The following is a 16278-nucleotide window of genomic DNA, read 5'->3' as shown; positions in this document are numbered from 1 at the left end:
ATGATGGACTTCCGGTTCCAAGGATAGACGCCCGGGACGATTCACGGCGGACGATTCACATCCGCCGCCTCACGTCGATTGGCTCACAGGAGCCAGTTGGTGGCGCAGGAGGCGAGGAACACGGCCAGTCCGAACCACATGACCGGCACCATGCCCATGCCGAGCCACGCGTAGGCGCCGGGCTCCTCCAACGCGTTCCAGCGTTTCGTGGAGACGCGCAGCAGCACGACGGCCGCCACGACGAGCACGACGAACACGGCCCATCCGACGGACGACGCGGCCTCGGGCTTCGACATGTCCGAGTACATGGCGGGCAGGAAGATCCATGAGGCGTCGCACAGCGCGGTGAATCCGGCGGTGACGCCGATGCGCGTGTAGTCGGCGTCCTTGCCTTTGCCCCGCTGGAGGTTGGTCCACAGGAACGACGCGGCGACGACGAGCGCCGCGGCGACGACGAGGTACGCGGCCCACCGGATGTACGTCATGTCCGTGTAGAACTCGCTGGGCAGCACGACGATCGCGGAGACCACGAACGTGACCGCGGCCACGGCGCGTCCGAAGATGGCCTGCGACTCGTCGCCGCCGAACGGCCATCCGACGATGAGCAGCATCGCGGCGGACATGGCGAGCATGCCGGAGCCCATGATGCCGCCGGGCGTCCGCACGCCGAGCGTGTAGATGATGCCGAAGAACAGCGCGTAGGCGACGAGCTGGGTGATGACGACGGTGAACTCGCCGTGCACGGTCATGCCGAATCCGGGCCGGCCGTTGCGGCCGCCGGCGGCGTTGCGCCCGTTCCGCCCGCCGGCGTTCCGCGCGGGCTCCGGCGCGCCGGAACGCGGCCGTTCACGGCGTTCGCGCGTCTGCGGCGCGTCGGCGCGACCGCCCCGCGCGTTGCGGCGCGCGGCCTTGCGTTTCTTCTGCGAATTGCTTGCCACCATGTGACTCTTGTCTCCTTTTGCGCCGACGGCGCTGCATCGTATACGGATGATGCCCGGCGCCTCTCGACGCCGGGCATCATCATAGGTTCCGATCCGGGACCGGCGTCTCGCCGGCCCCTTTCCCGTCCGGCTTCGCCGGGATCGGGATCATGGGATCATGGGATCAGAACTCGCGGTTCTTGCGGTAGAACTCGATCAGGGACTTCGTGGAGGCGTCCTGGGCGGCGAGGGCCTCGTCGTCCTTGGAGATCGCCGGGGTGATCTGCTTGGCGAGCTGCTTGCCGAGCTCGACGCCCCACTGGTCGTAGGAGTCGAGGCCCCACACGGTGCCCTCGACGAAGGTGATGTGCTCGTACAGGGCGATGAGCTCGCCGAGCGCGAACGGGGTCAGGGCCACGCCGAAGATGGAGGTGGTCGGACGGTTGCCGGTGAACACGCGGGCCGGGACGATCTCCTCCGGCGTGCCCTCGGCGCGCACCTCGTCGGCGGTCTTGCCGAACGCGAGCGCCTTGGTCTGCGCGAAGTAGTTGCCGAGGAACAGCTCATGCACGTCCTGGTCGCCGTCCTTGGTCGGGTTCGGCGTGTTGACGAACGCGATGAAGTCGGCCGGGATGAGCTGAGTGCCCTGGTGGATCAGCTGGTAGAAGGCGTGCTGGCCGTTGGTGCCCGGCTCGCCCCAGAAGATCTCGCCGGTCTCGGTGGTGACGGGGGTGCCGTCCCAGCGCACGGACTTGCCGTTGGACTCCATGGTGAGCTGCTGCAGGTAGGCCGGGAAGCGGTGCAGGTACTGGTCGTACGGCAGCACGGCGTGGGAGGCGGCCTTGAAGAAGTTGCGGTACCAGACGTTGAGCATGCCGAGCAGCACGACGACGTTCTTCTCGAACGGCGTGTTGGCGAAGTACTCGTCGATCTCGTGGAAGCCGTGCAGGAACTCCTCGAAGCGGGCCGGGCCGAAGACGACGGCCAGGGAGGTGCCGACGGCGGAGTCGACGGAGTAGCGGCCGCCGACCCAGTTCCAGAAGCCGAACGCGTTGGCCGGGTCGATGCCGAACTCGGCGACCTTCTCCAGGTTGGTGGAGACGGCGACGAAGTGCTTCTTGATGGCCTCGGCCTTCTGGGCCTCGTCGTCGTCGGAGATGGCGCCGTTGGCGGCGAGCTCCTCGAGCAGCCAGGTGCGGGCCTCGCGGGCGTTGGTCAGGGTCTCCAGCGTGGTGAAGGTCTTGGAGACGATGATGAACAGGGTGGTCTCCGGGTCGAGGCCCTTGGTCTTCTCGGCCAGGTCGTTCGGGTCGATGTTGGAGATGTAGCGGGCGGAGATGCCGGCGTCCGCGTACGGCTTGAGCGCCTCGTACGCCATGACGGGGCCCAGGTCGGAGCCGCCGATGCCGATGTTGACGACGGTCTCGATCTTGCGGCCGGTCACGCCGGTCCACTTGCCGGAACGCACGTCGTCGGCGAAGGCGTAGATCTTGTCGAGGGTCTCGCGCACGTCCTTGACGGTGTCCTGGCCGTCGACGATGTACTTGCCCTCGTCCTCGACCGGGCGGCGCAGCGCGGTGTGCAGCACGGCGCGGTCCTCGGTGTTGTTGATGTGGACGCCGCTGTACATGGCCTTGATGCGCTCGCCGAGCTTGACTTCCTTGGCGAGGTGGACGAACAGCTGGAGGGTCTCCGGCTTGATGAGGTTCTTGGACAGGTCGAAGTGCAGGTCGCCGGCGTCGAAGCTCAGCTCCTTGACACGGTCGGAGTCTTCGGCGAACCACTTCTTGAGGCTGATGCCCTCGGCCTGAAGCTCGTCGTAGTGCTTCTGCAGGGCGACCCACGCCGGGGTGGTGGTGGCGTCAACGGGCGGATTGATGGCCATAGGATTCCATTCCTTTCATCATTGATTGGAGACGGCGTGCGGGCCGCTTGCATCTCGGTCCGCCTTCCGTTCCGTATCACGCAACAGAATACTCACAAAAGCGGACACAACAACACAAAAAGAACACCGGACTACGCGCCGGCGACGGTGCGGTGAACGGACGGGGGACGGACGCGCGGACGGAACGCGTCACACGCCCATCAGCGCGTGGGCGGCGCCCATCATCACCAAGGCGATGATCGCGGTGAACGCGAGCGAGAATCCGGCGAGCTTCGCGTTGCCGAGCACCTTGTCGGTGAACAGCGTGGAGAAGATCGCGATCGGCGCGATCACGCAGATCACGAGCACCGCGCGGATCTCCGCCGTGAACGGCAGCAGGAACCAGGCGACGCACGCGAACGCGACGGCGAACGGCAGGCGCCAGGCGACCACGGCCAGCACCTCCCTGACGTCGTGCCGGTCGCGCGGCAGGTCCATGAGCATGCCGACCATGAACATCGAGCAGAACGCGTTCGCGCCGCTCAACGGCTGGGTGACGGTCGCGATCCAATCGGGGATGCGGATGTTCGCCGCCATGAGCACGACCATGAGCATGTAGGTGTCGAACGGGACGGAGCCGAAGAAGCTCTTGAACACGTTCTTGGCGAAGGCGCGCCGGGCGAGACGCTTCGCGTCGCGGTCCTTCGGCTTCTCATACGGCAGGGTGGGCGCGTCGCCGGCGTGTTGTTCGGCGAGCGTCTTGCCGGGTTGGATGTGCAGCAGCTGCTGGGTCATCACGTTCGTGCCGGCCGCGACCATGATGCAGTTGCCGATGTCGAACATGGCGGCCGGCACCACCGCGCCCGCGCCCCAGAACGAGGTGACGACCGGGAAGCAGAAGCAGCCGAGGTTGAAGCCGGCGCCGTTGAGCATGAGGAACGCGCGGTCGGCCACGTTGCGCCGCCGCGTCGTCAGGTAGATGAGGACGGGCGGGACGAGCGCGCAACAGAACCCGAACACGCTGAGCCACAGATAGCTCATGTCGTGCGGGTTCGTGGCGAACGAGTAGACGACCGCGCCCGGCAGCACGACGTTGAACTCGGCCGTCTGGATGACGCGGTAGTCCTTCGCGCCGAACAGGCCGAAGCGTTTGAACAGGTATCCGGCCAGGATGATGAGCAGCAGCGAGGCCGGGCCGAGTATCGCCGTCATGATCTTCCCTCCCCACCCCGCGGCCGTGCGGCGCCGGGTTGGACGGGGCCCGAGGTATGCGTGCGCGAGATGGGACTCGAACCCACACGTCCGAAGACACAGGAACCTAAATCCTGCGCGGCTACCATTACGCCACTCGCGCGCAAGAAGACAATCTATCAGTCCGCCGGGAAATCCGCCGGAAAAGTCGGTGAGACGGTGCCGGAGAACGAAAAACCCGGACTCGGCGAACCGAATCCGGGTGGTGGAGCCACTTGTCAGAATCGAACTGACGACCTGCTCATTACGAGTGAGCCGCTCTACCGACTGAGCTAAAGTGGCTTTGCGCTTGGGAAGCATTCGCTACCCATGCACAAGAGAAAAAGTATAGGGGCCGTCGCGCAAAACGCAACCCGGCGTGTCGCGCGATGGCGCCACACGCCGGCATCGCGCCGCCCATGCCGCGCGTCAGCGCAGCAGCGCCTCGATGGCCGGCACGAGCGCCTTCAGCGCCTTGCCGCGGTGGGAGATCGCGTTCTTCTCGGCCGGCGTCATCTCGGCGCTGGTCAGCGGCTCGCCCTCATGGTCGGGGTCGTCGCTGGTGCGTCCCGGCTGGTCGTCGGGCACGAAGATCGGGTCGTAGCCGAAGCCGTGCTCGCCGCGCGCCTTGCGGATGATGCGTCCGGGCATCTCCCCCACCTCGACCGTCTCGGAGACGATCTCGTGGTGGGCGGCGAGTGCGGCCGTGTCCCCGGCGGCCACGGCGTCGCCGCCGGTCGCGTCCACCGCGTCGCCGGGCACGACGAGCGCGGCGGCGCAGCGGAAGCGCGCGGTGCGCCTGTCGTCCGGGATGTCTTCGATCTGGGCGAGCAGGAGCGCGTTGTTGGCCTTGTCGTGGCCGTGTGCGCCGGCCCAGCGCGCGGAGAGGATGCCGGGGGCGGCGCCCATCACGTCGACGATGAGCCCGGAGTCGTCGGCGATGGCGGGCAGTCCGGTGCGGCGGGCCACGTCACGGGCCTTGAGCAGCGCGTTCTCCTGGAAGGTGACGCCGGTCTCGACCGGGTCGGGCAGGTGCAGCGAACCGGCGGAGACGAGCTCCACCTGCGCCGCGTCGTCGCCCAGATCCTCGGCGAGGATGCGGCGGATCTCCACGAGTTTGCCTTCGTTGTGCGTGGCTACCACGAGTTTCATGCGTGTTCCTTCGTTTCGTGAGGTCGGTCGGATCGTCGGATCGTCTCAGTCGAGGGCGAGCGCGGCGCGCTGGGCGGCCTGCAGCTCCTTGTTGCCCTTTTCGGCGAGGTCGAGCAGCACGCCGAGTTCGGCGCGCGTGAACGGGCGGTGTTCGGCGGTGCCCTGCAGTTCGATGAATTCGCCGTGGCCGGTCATGGCGACGTTCATGTCGGTCATGGCCTGGCTGTCCTCCACGTACGGCAGGTCGAGCATCGGCGTGCCGTTGATGACGCCGACGGAGACGGCGGAGACGACGTCCTTGATCGCCTTGTCGGCGGACTTGATGTGGTGGTTCCTCTCCGCCCAGTTCAGGGCGTCGACGAGCGCGACGTACGCGCCGGTCACGGACGCGGTGCGTGTGCCGCCGTCGGCCTGGAGCACGTCGCAGTCGAGCTGGATCTGGTTCTCGCCGAGCGCCTTCATGTCGATGACGCCCCTCAGGCAGCGGCCGATCAGGCGGCTGATCTCGTGCGTGCGGCCGCCGATCCTGCCTTTGACGGATTCACGGTCGGTGCGCTCCTTGGTGGCGCGCGGCAGCATTGCGTATTCGGCGGTCACCCAGCCGAGTCCGGAGTCCTTGCGCCAGCGGGGCACGCCGGGGGTGAACGTGGCGGTGCACATGACGCGCGTATTGCCGCATTCGATGAGCACGGAGCCTTCCGGCGCGTCGGTGAAGTGGCGGGTGATGCGCACGGGACGCAGTTCGTCGACCTTGCGTCCGTCCTGACGGGTGATGGAGCGATTGCCCAGCATGTCTGTGATTTCAACCATACGGCCCAGCTTACGCCACGTGGCCGAGTCGGACGAACGGCAAAGGGCCGGCCGGCCCGGAACCGGCCGGAACCACCGGAACCCCGGTCCCAAGATCGCCCAGGATCACCTGGAAACACCAGAGCCCGGGGCCCCGAAACCAGAGGGGCCGAGCATACTACAGGCCGGCACACTACAGGCCAAGCATGGTACCGTCCGAAACCCCCGTTTTCGATTATCTACAGCGTCGAATACCCGTTTCGACACCCCTTTTGCGTCCATTTGGCGCTGTAGATCCACGAATCCGGGTGTTTGAGCCGGTGGAATTCAGCCGAGCAGCTGCCGTTCGGGCAGGATGCGGTCGACGACGAACACGATGAGGCTCAACACGAGGAATCCCAGGGCGAGTTTGCCGCAGTTGAGGCCGAACTGCGGCCATCCGAGCGCGGTCGGGTCGATGAACGCGTACGGGTACGGGCTGCCGCCGGCCGCCGGACCCGACGCGGGGAACATGGCGGCGCGCACGAGCACGAACGCGAGGTACGCGGGGAAGTAGATGAGCCACGAGAACATGTAGTGCCACGGGAACCGGCGGTGCGGATCGAACGCGATGAAGTCGACGACCGCCATGATCGGCGCGACGCGGTGCAGCCACGTGTTCGTCATGAGCCCGAGCACCTGCGGCACGTAGGCGGGGTCGTCGGGCGGCATGAGCAGGAACGCGACCACGGCGGTGACGATCGCGTACAGGGTGAGGCACCCCTTCAGCCAGGCGGGCGGCTGGATGCCCTTCAGGATCGTGGCCGCGCCGGCCCACAGCATCACGAATCCGAGCGCGAATCCGGTCTGGAACGTGAAGTACGTCCAGTATTCGGGCCGATGCCACGCCTCGTAGGTGCCGACGAAGCACATGCCGGCGATCGCCAGCCGCCACAATCCCGCGAAGAATCTCATACCCCCAGTGTACGCGGCCGCTCTTCCCCACCCCCTCGTCCCGCCCTCATTCCACCCCTCTCACCTCCCCACCCACGCCCCGTCCCCATGGTGCGGCAAACCTCCCATGGTGCGGTTTCGCAAATCCGCCATTTTCCAACGAAAATCGCCGACCGCGCCATGAGGGGTTACCGCACCATGGGAGGTTGGCCGAGTTGGGCGGGGAGGTGGGCGGGGACTGGCGCAGTGCGGGCGGCGAAGAGTAGGCTGGTTGGCAACGAAAAAACCGAAAAACAGTGCAGTACCCACGGGCGAAGGAGAGAACATGGATTATTCACCGGCGTTGATGACCGACATGTACGAGTACACGATGCTGGACGCGTGTCTGAAGGACGGCACCGCGAACCGCAAGTGCGTGTTCGAGGTGTTCACCCGTCATCTGCCCGCCGGCCGCCGCTACGGCGTGGTCGCCGGCACCGGGCGCATCCTCGACGCACTGGAGCGTTTCCACCTCGACGACGAGGACCTGCGATTCCTTTCCGACCGGCACGTGGTGAGCCCCGAGACCATCAAGTGGCTGGAGGACTTCCACTTCTCCGGCTCGATCAAGGGCTACCGCGAGGGCGAGATGTTCTTCCCGAACTCGCCGATCCTCGAGATCGAAGGCACGTTCGGCGAATGCACGCTGCTGGAGACGCTCGTGCTGTCCATCCTCAACTACGATTCCGCGGTCGCCTCCGCCGCCTCCCGCATGGTCTCCGCCGCGAAGGACCGCCCGTGCATGGACATGGGCGGACGCCGCACGAACGAATGGTCGGCCGTGGCCGCCGCCCGCGCCGCCGTGGTCGGCGGGTTCAAGGGCACGGCGAACCTGCTCGCCGCCCAGATGTACGGGCTCAAGGCGATCGGCACCGCCGCCCACTGCTTCACGCTCGTGCACGACAGCGAGCGCCAGGCGTTCGAATCGCAGATCGCCGCGCTCGGCAAGAACACGACGCTGCTCGTCGACACGTACAACATCGAGGAGGCCGTGAAGACGGCCGTCGAGGTGGCCGGCCCGGAGCTCGGCGGCGTGCGCATCGACTCGGGCGACCTCGCGCTCATGGCGCAGCGCGTGCGCAACCAGCTGGACGCGCTGGGGGCGACGAACACGAAAATCACCGTCACCAACGACCTCGACGAGTACGCGCTCGCCGCGCTCCAGACCGCACCGGTCGACTCGTACGGCGTGGGCACGATGCTCGTCACCGGTTCGGGCGCCCCCACCTGCGCGATGGTGTACAAGCTCACCGAGCGCGAGGGCGCGGACGGCACGATGCAGACGGTCGCGAAGAAGTCGAAGAACAAGGCGACCGTGCCGGGCAGGAAGCTCGCCTACCGCTCCTACGAATACAATCTCGCCGACGTGGAGCACGTGGTCTCCGGTTCCGAGGACCAGCTCGCCGCGTTCACGCCCGAGGAAGGCTGGAAGGACCTGCTCGTGCCGTTCGTCGACCACGGCGAGATCGACCACCAGTGGCAGGGCCACGACGCGATCGTCAACGCGCACGAATACCGCGCGAAGGCCCTCGCCGAACTGCCCATCGCCGCCCAGAGCCTCATGCGCGGCGACCCGGTGATTCCTACTGAGATCACCGTTCTGTAGAACGGTGATCTCAGTAGGAATCCTTCGCGATTGCCTATGGCGCGATCGCTCACTTCGCCTACGGACACCCCACCGGGGTGTCCGTTTCACGGCTCAGCTACTGAGATCACGGTTCTGTAGAACCGACTGCCCTTGCTCCCCCCCCCTTCAGGGGGAGCTGGCCGCCAAGCGGCCTGATGGGGTAATCAGTACTCCAACTCCAACGGGTTCACAGTACATTCGCTCAGCCATCGCGCCTTTTCCCCATCGCGCTCTGGCGAGGACGCGCCGTGGTCCGTCCATGGGAAAGGCTTGTCATCCGTCAACGCCTCGATGAGTTCATCGTCGCTGATGGACTCATCGACGACCTCGTGCCTACGCAAACACCGCACGATGGCTGCCGCGTCGACATCCTTCCCCGGATCGGTCCGCTCGCCGACCCAAAGCACCTGCATGTATTCCAATCCGCTGCTTTCCATGCATGCCTGATCATCGATGGCATACTGCCGATCCCACGCATCAAGAGCCGCGGGGTTGTGCATAGTGTCCGGGTCCACTGCGGTGTCACCGCCCCCGGACAACGATCGCGAAAGAATCGTATACCCCTTCTCCGTCATGCAACCGGTCCAGCGATTCGTCGCCTCCTGCATCTCTCCTTCGCTCAGCGTTCCATCGGCAAGCGCCTCCATCGCGAAATCATTGCCCGCCACCTTGGCCCGCTCATAGTATCGCCGGTATTCCGCCGCCCAAGGACCGGAAAACGACGGCGTCTCCGACTTGGCATCCTTGCCGACGGGCACCGATCCGCAGGCACACGGCAAGGCCGTCAATACCGCAACCACCATACCGGCAAGCACTCTTCCAACCGTCATCGCTCACTCCTTCCCCTTTGAAGACGCATGCGTGTGAGCGCGCCATAAAACGTGCTCACACATAAACTCACACATGATTTATTGGGCGGTATAATATTTCGTGCCGCTATAGTAACCCACTTCCGATTCACCTCTGTAAGGCGAATACAGGCCATTGGCACGGGCACATGTCATAACTCCCGTTTTAACATAGATTCGCCCATCCGTGCGATGAACGGAATGCCCGCTGCTGTCATACCCATATCCCGTATGCTTAATCCAATCAATTACCTTGGGATTTCGAGCATATGCGCACGTTTCAACCAGATTCACATATCCATCCTGAAAGTACACGGGATTCGCAGCCTGAGCACTGCCTACAGCAATGCAGGCAGTAGATACCGACAAAATAATCGATATCATCGATACAACAATTCTCTTACAGAAAATCATGACAATACATCCTTTCCGAATTTGCGTCATCGCAATGTCGAATGCCGCACCCTCCATTGGGTTTTTCAGCACAACAAGGAACAAGCCGGAATCCTATGCCGTTCGTCGTGCTCAGTATGACAAGCACACGCAATCAATCACCATGGGACAGCACCGACCCAATCCAACTATCCGATGTCTCATATATATACCCTCATGTCATCACATGAATGACAAAAATTAATGCGCGCGATTCCGCCTTCATATATATTATTTGGTGTTTTGACCAACCCATTCAGCAAGGAGCATATGATGCAGTTCATAGCCGCAATCGTCACCGCATTCATGCTATGTTCGCCGATGACCGTTCCGATTCCCGAAGGCTATCCGCAGGCGCAGTACGACTCGGCGCAATCGGCGGCATCCGCACGTTTCTCCTGCCCCACATGGATTCCCAAGATACTGTGTCCCGCACGACCGTAAACCCCAGGCACGCCAGTCCCGGCTTACGCATCGGCAAACGGCACACGGGCGTATACCACCCAAGTATCACCGTCGATCTCGTAGTCGAGTTCACCGCCGATCAGTTCGAGCTTATACAACCGTGATTTCAATCCTTGTCTCACCGACGTATTCCGTGAAGCCGCGATGACATTCGACATGACGATTTCCGTTGCGGACTTTTGAAGAGTGATGCTCGCCTGATAGTCGCTGCCGGGAACAGCATGCCTGTCGATGTTCGAATACAATTCCTTCAGCACCGCGCCAAGGGTGCGAACATCATGTTCATTTACTTTCCGCGTTCCGATACCGCCGTCCATAAGTTCGGTCTTCCCCCGGTATCCGTTCCGCTTCAGCATGGCGTCGCCATCGTCGGCCATGGCAGTGACGGCAAGCCACCATTCGGACCTCCGCACGGCAGAATCATGTTCCTTCTCATCCTCCAACATCATGTCAATGATGGTTCGTACCTCCGCCTGCCCTTTGGCTGCGAGATCATTGACCCTGCGCCACTCGGCGGCATCCCCATCGTGGGCGTCACGGATGTTTCTCTGCGCGATCAGTTGGATGCCGGCCAGGCATTGCGCGACCGAATCGTGAAGTCTGATGGCGTTGTCGCTGTCACGCAGCCGATATATCCGCCGCAGCTCATGCTCACTGGCCAGATATTCGTCGGCCTGTCGCGTATTCATCGTCGTCCACCAACGGAAACCGTATCCGACGATAATTGCCGTAACACCGTACATCAGGAATACGAGCAAATCGGAGAAGCTCAAGGTGCCGCCATGCCACTGAGCCACCTGATAGCATTGAGTGCCTAGGAAAGACAGCATCATGGAGACCGCAACGGCGGAAAGGCCCGTATCATAAGCGACCAATCCAATCGCACAATACACGCCCCAGAAACGGCTGGGGCCTTGGGCTACCGGAAGAACACAGGAGACGAGCTCCACCACGATCAGTCCGACGCAACCGAAACGGGAATCGATCAGCATCGACAGCAACAACAGGATGTGCAGGCTCCCCATAAACACCCCGTATAAGGATGATGTAGGATTCGCCGCCCAGTCCAACACGGAAAGAGCCACAGCGACCGCGACGATGATCAAACGGAACGGATGAGCAAGAAAGCCTCTCTTCAGAGATACGGTTCTCCGACGAATCAATTTCGCTACACCGTTCTCACCGTTCATCTTCACCAGTCCATATGGCCACCGCCTGACGAATCGTCCGGGCACCAAGCTTGTGCCGGGCCCTACTGAGATAGGTCGCCGCCGTGGCACGGCTGACCTGCATGTGATCGGCGATATCCGCGATGGACCATCCCCGACTAAGGAGAATCATCACCTCCTCTTCCCGGTCGGACAGAAGCATCCGGGCATCATCGGAAACATGTTTCAACCGCATATGCGCGTTACGCGGAGATTCAAAGCCATCAAACCACGAACCATCCAACACGGTCTGCATAGCCGCGACCAACCGCGCCTCCTCGTTTTTCGTCACGACGCCCTGCGCCCCGGCCTCCATGAGACGCGAAGCATATCGTTCCACGGGGAAAGCCGTGACACCCAGCAACAGCACCGCCGCAGTGCGCCTGCGAATCTGACGGCATGCATCCACACCGGACATGCCCTCAAGGGACATATCCACCAGAAGCAGACGCGGCATAAGGTCGCCATCCGCGCAACGCTGCACGGCATCCCTCCCGTTCCGCGCACACCATTTCACGATTCCCAACCGGTTCCGTTCCACGATCCGACTCAATCCCTCCAACGCAATCGCGTCATTATCCAATATTGCGATTGGTGTCACAGCCGTTACGGCGGAGACGCCGGACCGTTTCATGATGTCTCTCCTCCCATCGTCGTATCCAGCATATTCCCCCACCACCAATCACCCACGGAACGCTGTCATCCTCATGTCTACAGGCGTCCTTTCCTCTGTGGCGCATCTTCCCTATCATGAACGGTACGCCAGGAACAGGCATTCTTCACACCGACACCGCAGTCGTCCCAGTATATATTCAAATCACTGTATTCACGAAAGGTTCAGTCATCATGAATATCCGCAAGCATATTATACGGATATTTGCCGTAGCATTATCCTCTATAATCACGCTTTCCATTGGCACCGCCACTGCGAGCGCATTCTCGTTTACGGACGGTTACGTAACCAAAGCACAATCCTGCATCTACGCACGCAATCCCCGAACCGTATACTACGTATCCCACCAAGCAACCGGCAGCGACAGTGGAGGGCATCTCGTCACACGCACGGCTCCCACAGCCTATTCATCCACAAATGCGACCTCCTGCTCCACAGTGAATGGCTTGTACGGCATCCAAAAGGGAACAGGCAAATTCGTCTATTACAGCGGGGCAGTACGGACTTACTCCGCCTAATCGGTTGCACAGTAAAACAAGCAGGCGGTGACCATGCGAAACCATCATAGAGTCGTATTAACCTGGATTGTCGGCGTGCTTCTAATCTCGCTCGCCTCGTGTTCCTCCGCGCCTTCCTCGCAATCCAGCGCGACTGCCGAACCGGAATTCACCGGCGCATATGCGCAGGATTATTCCCAAGCGTACGAGCAGGCGAAACGGAACCATAGCGAGTTCGCCGTCGAAGCGCTCTCCGATGGCGAACTCGCCGAATCGGAGGTGCAGGAATCGGCGGATCGCTACGTGCAGTGCATGGCCGACAAGGGCTACACCGCCACGAAGTCCATCGACGGGTCGGGGGATGTCTATCATCCCGACCAGACCCTCGACGAGGCGTGGACCACGCGTATGGAACGGGACATGCATGACTGCGACGTCCAGTCAGGCATTCTCTATCTCTCCGCCCTGTGGCAACAAGAACAGACCAACCCCGACGGCAAGAACGACACATCCATGGTCATCGACTGTCTTCGCCGGCATGATGTCGTGGACGATTCCATGAGCGACGCCCGAATCGAGCAGGAGCTGAACGGCGGAACCGACGGCGCAGGCGGTTTCTCATGGATTCCATATGACATGGCCGACCCGAACTACGACGCGGACAAGGCCAAATGGCTTCAGGAGTGCCAGACCAACCCGCGCGGATTCTAAGGTCGGACCGGCTCAGCAGTCGATGGTGTAGACGCGGGTCTTGTAGTCCTTCCAGTCGGGCAGGGACTCCCCCGCGTCGAGCGCACGCTTGATGTCGCCGTAGTAGTGCAGTTTGCGCTGCACGTGCATCGCGGCCTCGTCGAGCGCGCGCCGCTGCTCGTCGAGCGTCTTCCTGCGCGACTCGAGCAGGTCGAGGATCTCGTCGATGTGCGCCGGCTCGTCCTGCTCGTAGGCGAAGAAGCGTTTCAGATCCTCGATGGTCATGCCCGCGTTCTTGAAGCAGCAGATGGCGCGCAGCCGGTTGACGTGGCACTCCTCGTATTCACGGCGTCCTGCCGCGTCACGCCCGACGTTCGTGAGCAGCCCCTGATCCTCGTAGTACCTCAGCGTGGAGGTCTGCATGTGGAAGCGTTCCGCCACCTCGCGAATCGTGTACGTCGCCATATCGTCCCGTTCCTTTCCGTTCCGTCATCACCGTCATCGCCGCGACCGCGCGTCCGCGGCGATTCCCGCCGACGTTCCGTCGTCGTCGCGGCGTCGCGCCGCCGTCGCGCGACACGCCGCGGACGCCGACTTGCGTTCAAGTCTACTTGAATTGCGACGATGATTGCGTAACCACGGAACAACCACGACACCACGACACACACGCAAGGAGCATCGATGCTGGAAGCGACCACCATCTACACGCCGGCCGAGGACCGCTACGACCACATGACCTACAACCGCTGCGGGGCGTCCGGCCTCAAACTGCCGGCCGTCTCGCTCGGATTCTGGCACAACTTCGGCGACCTGACGCCGTTCGAGCATATGAAGCAGCTCGTGTTCACCGCGTTCGACAACGGCATCACGCACTTCGACCTCGCCAACAACTACGGCCCCGAACCCGGACAGGCCGAGAGGAACTGCGGACTGCTGCTGAACAAGTACTTCAAGGCGCACCGCGACGAGCTCATCGTCTCCACGAAGGCCGGCTACGAGATGTGGACCGGCCCCTACGGCGACCACGGCTCGCGCAAGTACCTCATCGCCTCGCTCGATCAGTCCCTGACGCGCCTCGGCCTCGACTACGTGGACATCTTCTACCACCACCGCCCGGACCCGGACACCCCGCTCGAGGAGACGATGGGCGCGCTCGCCCAGATCGTGAACTCCGGCAAGGCCCTGTACGTCGGCCTGTCCAACTACGACGGCCCGACGATGGAGAAGGCGGCGAAGATCCTCGACGAACTGCACGTGCCGTTCGTCATCAACCAGAACCGCTACAACATCTTCGACCGCACGATCGAGAAGAACGGCCTCAAGGACACGGCCAAGCGCCTCGGCAAGGGCATCATCACCTTCTCGCCGCTCGCGCAGGGCCTGCTCACGAACCGTTACCTCGACGGCGTGCCGGCCGACAGCCGCATCGCCCTCGACCCGCGTTTCCTCAAGGATTCCGCGCTCACGCCGGAACGTCTCCAGCAGATCCGCGAGCTCAACGACATCGCCATCGCCCGCGGCCAGACGCTCGCCGAAATGAGCCTCGCCTGGCTGCTGCACGACGGCGTCGTCACCTCCGTGCTCGCCGGCGCCTCGAAGCCGCAGCAGATCCTCGACAACATCGGCGCCCTGAAGAACACGACGTTCAGCGCCGAGGAACTCGCCAAGATCGACGAGATCTCCCAGCGCTGACCCTTGTCACCAGCCGCGCATCTCGTCGTAGATGCGCTTGCAGTCGGGGCAGACCGGGTACTTGGACGGGTCGTGCTTGGGCACCCACACCTTGCCGCACAGCGCGACCACCGGCCGGCCGGTCATCTGCGATTCGGCGATGCGGTCGCGCGAGACGTAGTGCGCGAAACGGTCCGCGTCGCCGTCGTCGGAGCGACGGGTCTCCTCCTTCTCCTCCGGGCGTTCGAGCACCGCGGTGCCGGCGCCGGCGTCCGGGTCGGACAGCGGCGACGACGTGTCCGCGTCGAGGAAGGCGGCGGGAATCCTGCCATCGTTCAGATCATCGTTCATCATGGCGACCTCCTGCATGACCATTCGACCATTCTGGTCTTCTCTACCGCCCACCATCATAGTTGCCGCCGGCGCATATCCCCGTCATCGCACGCGGCCGTCATATATATCCCGCATATATCCCGCCACCGCATCCCCGCCGCATCCCCGCCACGTTCCCGCCACGTTCCCGCCGCATCCCCGCCGCATCCCCGCCGCATCCCCGCCGCCCGGCGCGTGGCATCGCCGCGACGTGACGGCGCGACGCGGTAGGCTAGTGAGCCATGACCATAGCAGTGTGCCCCGGCTCGTACGACCCCGTGACCGCCGGACATCTTGACGTAATCGAACGCAGTGCGCGCTTCTTCGAGGAGGTGCATGTCGTGGTGGCGGTGAACGCGGCGAAGACGCCGATGTTCCCCACCGAGACCCGCGTCGACATCATCCGCCGCGCCTTGGAGAAGGACGGCTGCACGAACGTCGTCGTCGCCTCCACGGGAGGCCTCATCACCGACTATTGTCGTCAGGTGGGAGCGACCGTGATCGTGAAGGGACTGCGGCAGAACGGCGACTACGAGGCGGAACTCGGCATGGCGCTCGTGAACCGCAAGATCGGCGACGTGGAGACCGTCTTCCTTCCCGCCGACCCGGTGCTCGAGCATATCTCCAGCTCCATCGTCAAGGACGTGGCGCGTCACGGCGGCGACGTGACCGGCATGGTGCCCGACTGCGTGGTGCCGATGCTCACCGAGGCGCTGTCGCGGGAGGCGGCGGCGCGTGACGCGATCGCGTCGAAGGAAAGGAACGCATCATGACCGATGCAACGTATGGCGACAATCAGAGCGGCGCGGACGACGCGCAGGCGCGTCCGGAAGGATACGTGGATCTAACGGCACAGCCCGGCGCTGCG

At 63.3% G+C, this 16278-nt stretch carries 15 protein-coding genes and 2 tRNA genes; 4 read left to right on the top strand and 13 right to left on the bottom strand.

The genetic code is table 11. The features are described from left to right. Positions 1-83 precede the first annotated feature (83 nt). From Uis4E_RS07600 to Uis4E_RS07565, 8 genes are all read right to left on the bottom strand, one after another. Positions 84-941 carry a hypothetical protein gene (locus Uis4E_RS07600; protein ID WP_101622591.1) on the bottom strand — a complete coding sequence of 286 codons (858 nt, stop codon included), beginning with the start codon at positions 939-941 and terminating at the stop codon, positions 84-86. 163 nt (positions 942-1104) lie between these two features. Further along, a complete protein-coding gene (gene pgi / locus Uis4E_RS07595; RefSeq protein ID WP_101622590.1) occupies positions 1105-2805 on the bottom strand; it encodes a glucose-6-phosphate isomerase in 1701 nt (566 codons plus the stop codon). Between the two features lie 189 nt (positions 2806-2994). Continuing rightward, positions 2995-3996: an AEC family transporter gene (locus Uis4E_RS07590; RefSeq protein WP_101622589.1), complete on the bottom strand. Its 1002-nt coding sequence runs from the start codon at positions 3994-3996 to the stop codon at positions 2995-2997. Positions 3997-4057: 61 nt separating this feature from the next. After that, positions 4058-4138 (bottom strand) — tRNA-Leu (locus Uis4E_RS07585). Between the two features lie 103 nt (positions 4139-4241). Beyond that, positions 4242-4317 (bottom strand) — tRNA-Thr (locus tag Uis4E_RS07580). A gap of 126 nt (positions 4318-4443) precedes the next feature. After that, positions 4444-5166: a non-canonical purine NTP pyrophosphatase gene (locus Uis4E_RS07575; RefSeq protein ID WP_101622588.1), complete on the bottom strand. Its 723-nt coding sequence runs from the start codon at positions 5164-5166 to the stop codon at positions 4444-4446. A gap of 45 nt (positions 5167-5211) precedes the next feature. Then, complete coding sequence (rph, locus tag Uis4E_RS07570; RefSeq protein WP_101622587.1) at positions 5212-5976, bottom strand: ribonuclease PH; 765 nt, start codon at positions 5974-5976, stop codon at positions 5212-5214. A gap of 306 nt (positions 5977-6282) precedes the next feature. Continuing rightward, a complete protein-coding gene (locus Uis4E_RS07565; RefSeq protein WP_101622586.1) occupies positions 6283-6909 on the bottom strand; it encodes a Pr6Pr family membrane protein in 627 nt (208 codons plus the stop codon). 304 nt (positions 6910-7213) lie between these two features. On the opposite strand from Uis4E_RS07565, the gene Uis4E_RS07560 reads away from it, so the two are divergent. Beyond that, the gene (locus Uis4E_RS07560; protein WP_101622585.1) at positions 7214-8533 is read left to right on the top strand and encodes a nicotinate phosphoribosyltransferase; all 1320 of its coding nucleotides are present in this window, start codon (positions 7214-7216) and stop codon (positions 8531-8533) included. Between the two features lie 185 nt (positions 8534-8718). Here the strand turns inward: Uis4E_RS07560 and Uis4E_RS07555 are convergent, their stop codons facing one another. The 3 genes from Uis4E_RS07555 to Uis4E_RS07545 all read right to left on the bottom strand — a co-directional run bounded on the left by Uis4E_RS07555 (position 8719) and on the right by Uis4E_RS07545 (position 12141). Next, positions 8719-9384: a hypothetical protein gene (locus Uis4E_RS07555; protein WP_101622584.1), complete on the bottom strand. Its 666-nt coding sequence runs from the start codon at positions 9382-9384 to the stop codon at positions 8719-8721. A 917-nt stretch (positions 9385-10301) separates the two neighbouring features. Next, complete coding sequence (locus Uis4E_RS07550) at positions 10302-11489, bottom strand: sensor histidine kinase (protein ID WP_101622583.1); 1188 nt, start codon at positions 11487-11489, stop codon at positions 10302-10304. Beyond that, on the bottom strand, positions 11479-12141 hold the full coding sequence (locus Uis4E_RS07545) for a response regulator (RefSeq protein ID WP_101622582.1): 663 nt from the start codon (positions 12139-12141) through the stop codon (positions 11479-11481). Before Uis4E_RS07545 ends, Uis4E_RS07550 begins: the two co-directional genes overlap by 11 nt. Positions 12142-12773: 632 nt before the next feature. Between Uis4E_RS07545 and Uis4E_RS07540 the strand changes: the two genes are divergently transcribed. Continuing rightward, positions 12774-13388, top strand: a complete 615-nt coding sequence (locus tag Uis4E_RS07540; protein ID WP_101622581.1) for a hypothetical protein — start codon at positions 12774-12776, stop codon at positions 13386-13388. A 12-nt stretch (positions 13389-13400) separates the two neighbouring features. Here the strand turns inward: Uis4E_RS07540 and Uis4E_RS07535 are convergent, their stop codons facing one another. Continuing rightward, positions 13401-13832, bottom strand: coding sequence for a MerR family transcriptional regulator (locus Uis4E_RS07535; protein ID WP_101622580.1), 432 nt, complete (start codon positions 13830-13832; stop codon positions 13401-13403). A gap of 216 nt (positions 13833-14048) precedes the next feature. Here Uis4E_RS07535 and Uis4E_RS07530 point away from each other — a divergent pair, with 216 nt between their 5' ends. Further along, positions 14049-15059, top strand: a complete 1011-nt coding sequence (locus Uis4E_RS07530) for an aldo/keto reductase (RefSeq protein WP_101622579.1) — start codon at positions 14049-14051, stop codon at positions 15057-15059. A 6-nt stretch (positions 15060-15065) separates the two neighbouring features. Here Uis4E_RS07530 and Uis4E_RS07525 read toward each other — a convergent pair whose 3' ends face one another. Then, positions 15066-15392, bottom strand: coding sequence for a DUF3039 domain-containing protein (locus Uis4E_RS07525; protein ID WP_423734932.1), 327 nt, complete (start codon positions 15390-15392; stop codon positions 15066-15068). A gap of 260 nt (positions 15393-15652) precedes the next feature. Here Uis4E_RS07525 and coaD point away from each other — a divergent pair, with 260 nt between their 5' ends. After that, on the top strand, positions 15653-16183 hold the full coding sequence (coaD, locus tag Uis4E_RS07520) for a pantetheine-phosphate adenylyltransferase (protein WP_101622578.1): 531 nt from the start codon (positions 15653-15655) through the stop codon (positions 16181-16183). The last annotated feature ends 95 nt before the right edge of the window (positions 16184-16278 follow it).

Source organism: Bifidobacterium parmae (assembly GCF_002860365.1).
Lineage (GTDB): Bacteria > Actinomycetota > Actinomycetes > Actinomycetales > Bifidobacteriaceae > Bifidobacterium > Bifidobacterium parmae.
This window is presented reverse-complemented; position numbering and strand designations above follow the sequence as displayed.

What these genes read in the sequence shown, in the direction of transcription:
- Uis4E_RS07600 (WP_101622591.1), bottom strand. Translation starts at nt 941, where the DNA reads ATGGTGGCAAGCAATTCGCAGAAGAAACGCAAGGCCGCGCGCCGCAAC.
- pgi (WP_101622590.1), bottom strand. Translation starts at nt 2,805, where the DNA reads ATGGCCATCAATCCGCCCGTTGACGCCACCACCACCCCGGCGTGGGTC.
- Uis4E_RS07590 (WP_101622589.1), bottom strand. Translation starts at nt 3,996, where the DNA reads ATGACGGCGATACTCGGCCCGGCCTCGCTGCTGCTCATCATCCTGGCC.
- Uis4E_RS07575 (WP_101622588.1), bottom strand. Translation starts at nt 5,166, where the DNA reads ATGAAACTCGTGGTAGCCACGCACAACGAAGGCAAACTCGTGGAGATC.
- rph (WP_101622587.1), bottom strand. Translation starts at nt 5,976, where the DNA reads ATGGTTGAAATCACAGACATGCTGGGCAATCGCTCCATCACCCGTCAG.
- Uis4E_RS07565 (WP_101622586.1), bottom strand. Translation starts at nt 6,909, where the DNA reads ATGAGATTCTTCGCGGGATTGTGGCGGCTGGCGATCGCCGGCATGTGC.
- Uis4E_RS07560 (WP_101622585.1), top strand. Translation starts at nt 7,214, where the DNA reads ATGGATTATTCACCGGCGTTGATGACCGACATGTACGAGTACACGATG.
- Uis4E_RS07555 (WP_101622584.1), bottom strand. Translation starts at nt 9,384, where the DNA reads ATGACGGTTGGAAGAGTGCTTGCCGGTATGGTGGTTGCGGTATTGACG.
- Uis4E_RS07550 (WP_101622583.1), bottom strand. Translation starts at nt 11,489, where the DNA reads ATGAACGGTGAGAACGGTGTAGCGAAATTGATTCGTCGGAGAACCGTA.
- Uis4E_RS07545 (WP_101622582.1), bottom strand. Translation starts at nt 12,141, where the DNA reads ATGAAACGGTCCGGCGTCTCCGCCGTAACGGCTGTGACACCAATCGCA.
- Uis4E_RS07535 (WP_101622580.1), bottom strand. Translation starts at nt 13,832, where the DNA reads ATGGCGACGTACACGATTCGCGAGGTGGCGGAACGCTTCCACATGCAG.
- Uis4E_RS07530 (WP_101622579.1), top strand. Translation starts at nt 14,049, where the DNA reads ATGCTGGAAGCGACCACCATCTACACGCCGGCCGAGGACCGCTACGAC.
- Uis4E_RS07525 (WP_423734932.1), bottom strand. Translation starts at nt 15,392, where the DNA reads ATGATGAACGATGATCTGAACGATGGCAGGATTCCCGCCGCCTTCCTC.
- coaD (WP_101622578.1), top strand. Translation starts at nt 15,653, where the DNA reads ATGACCATAGCAGTGTGCCCCGGCTCGTACGACCCCGTGACCGCCGGA.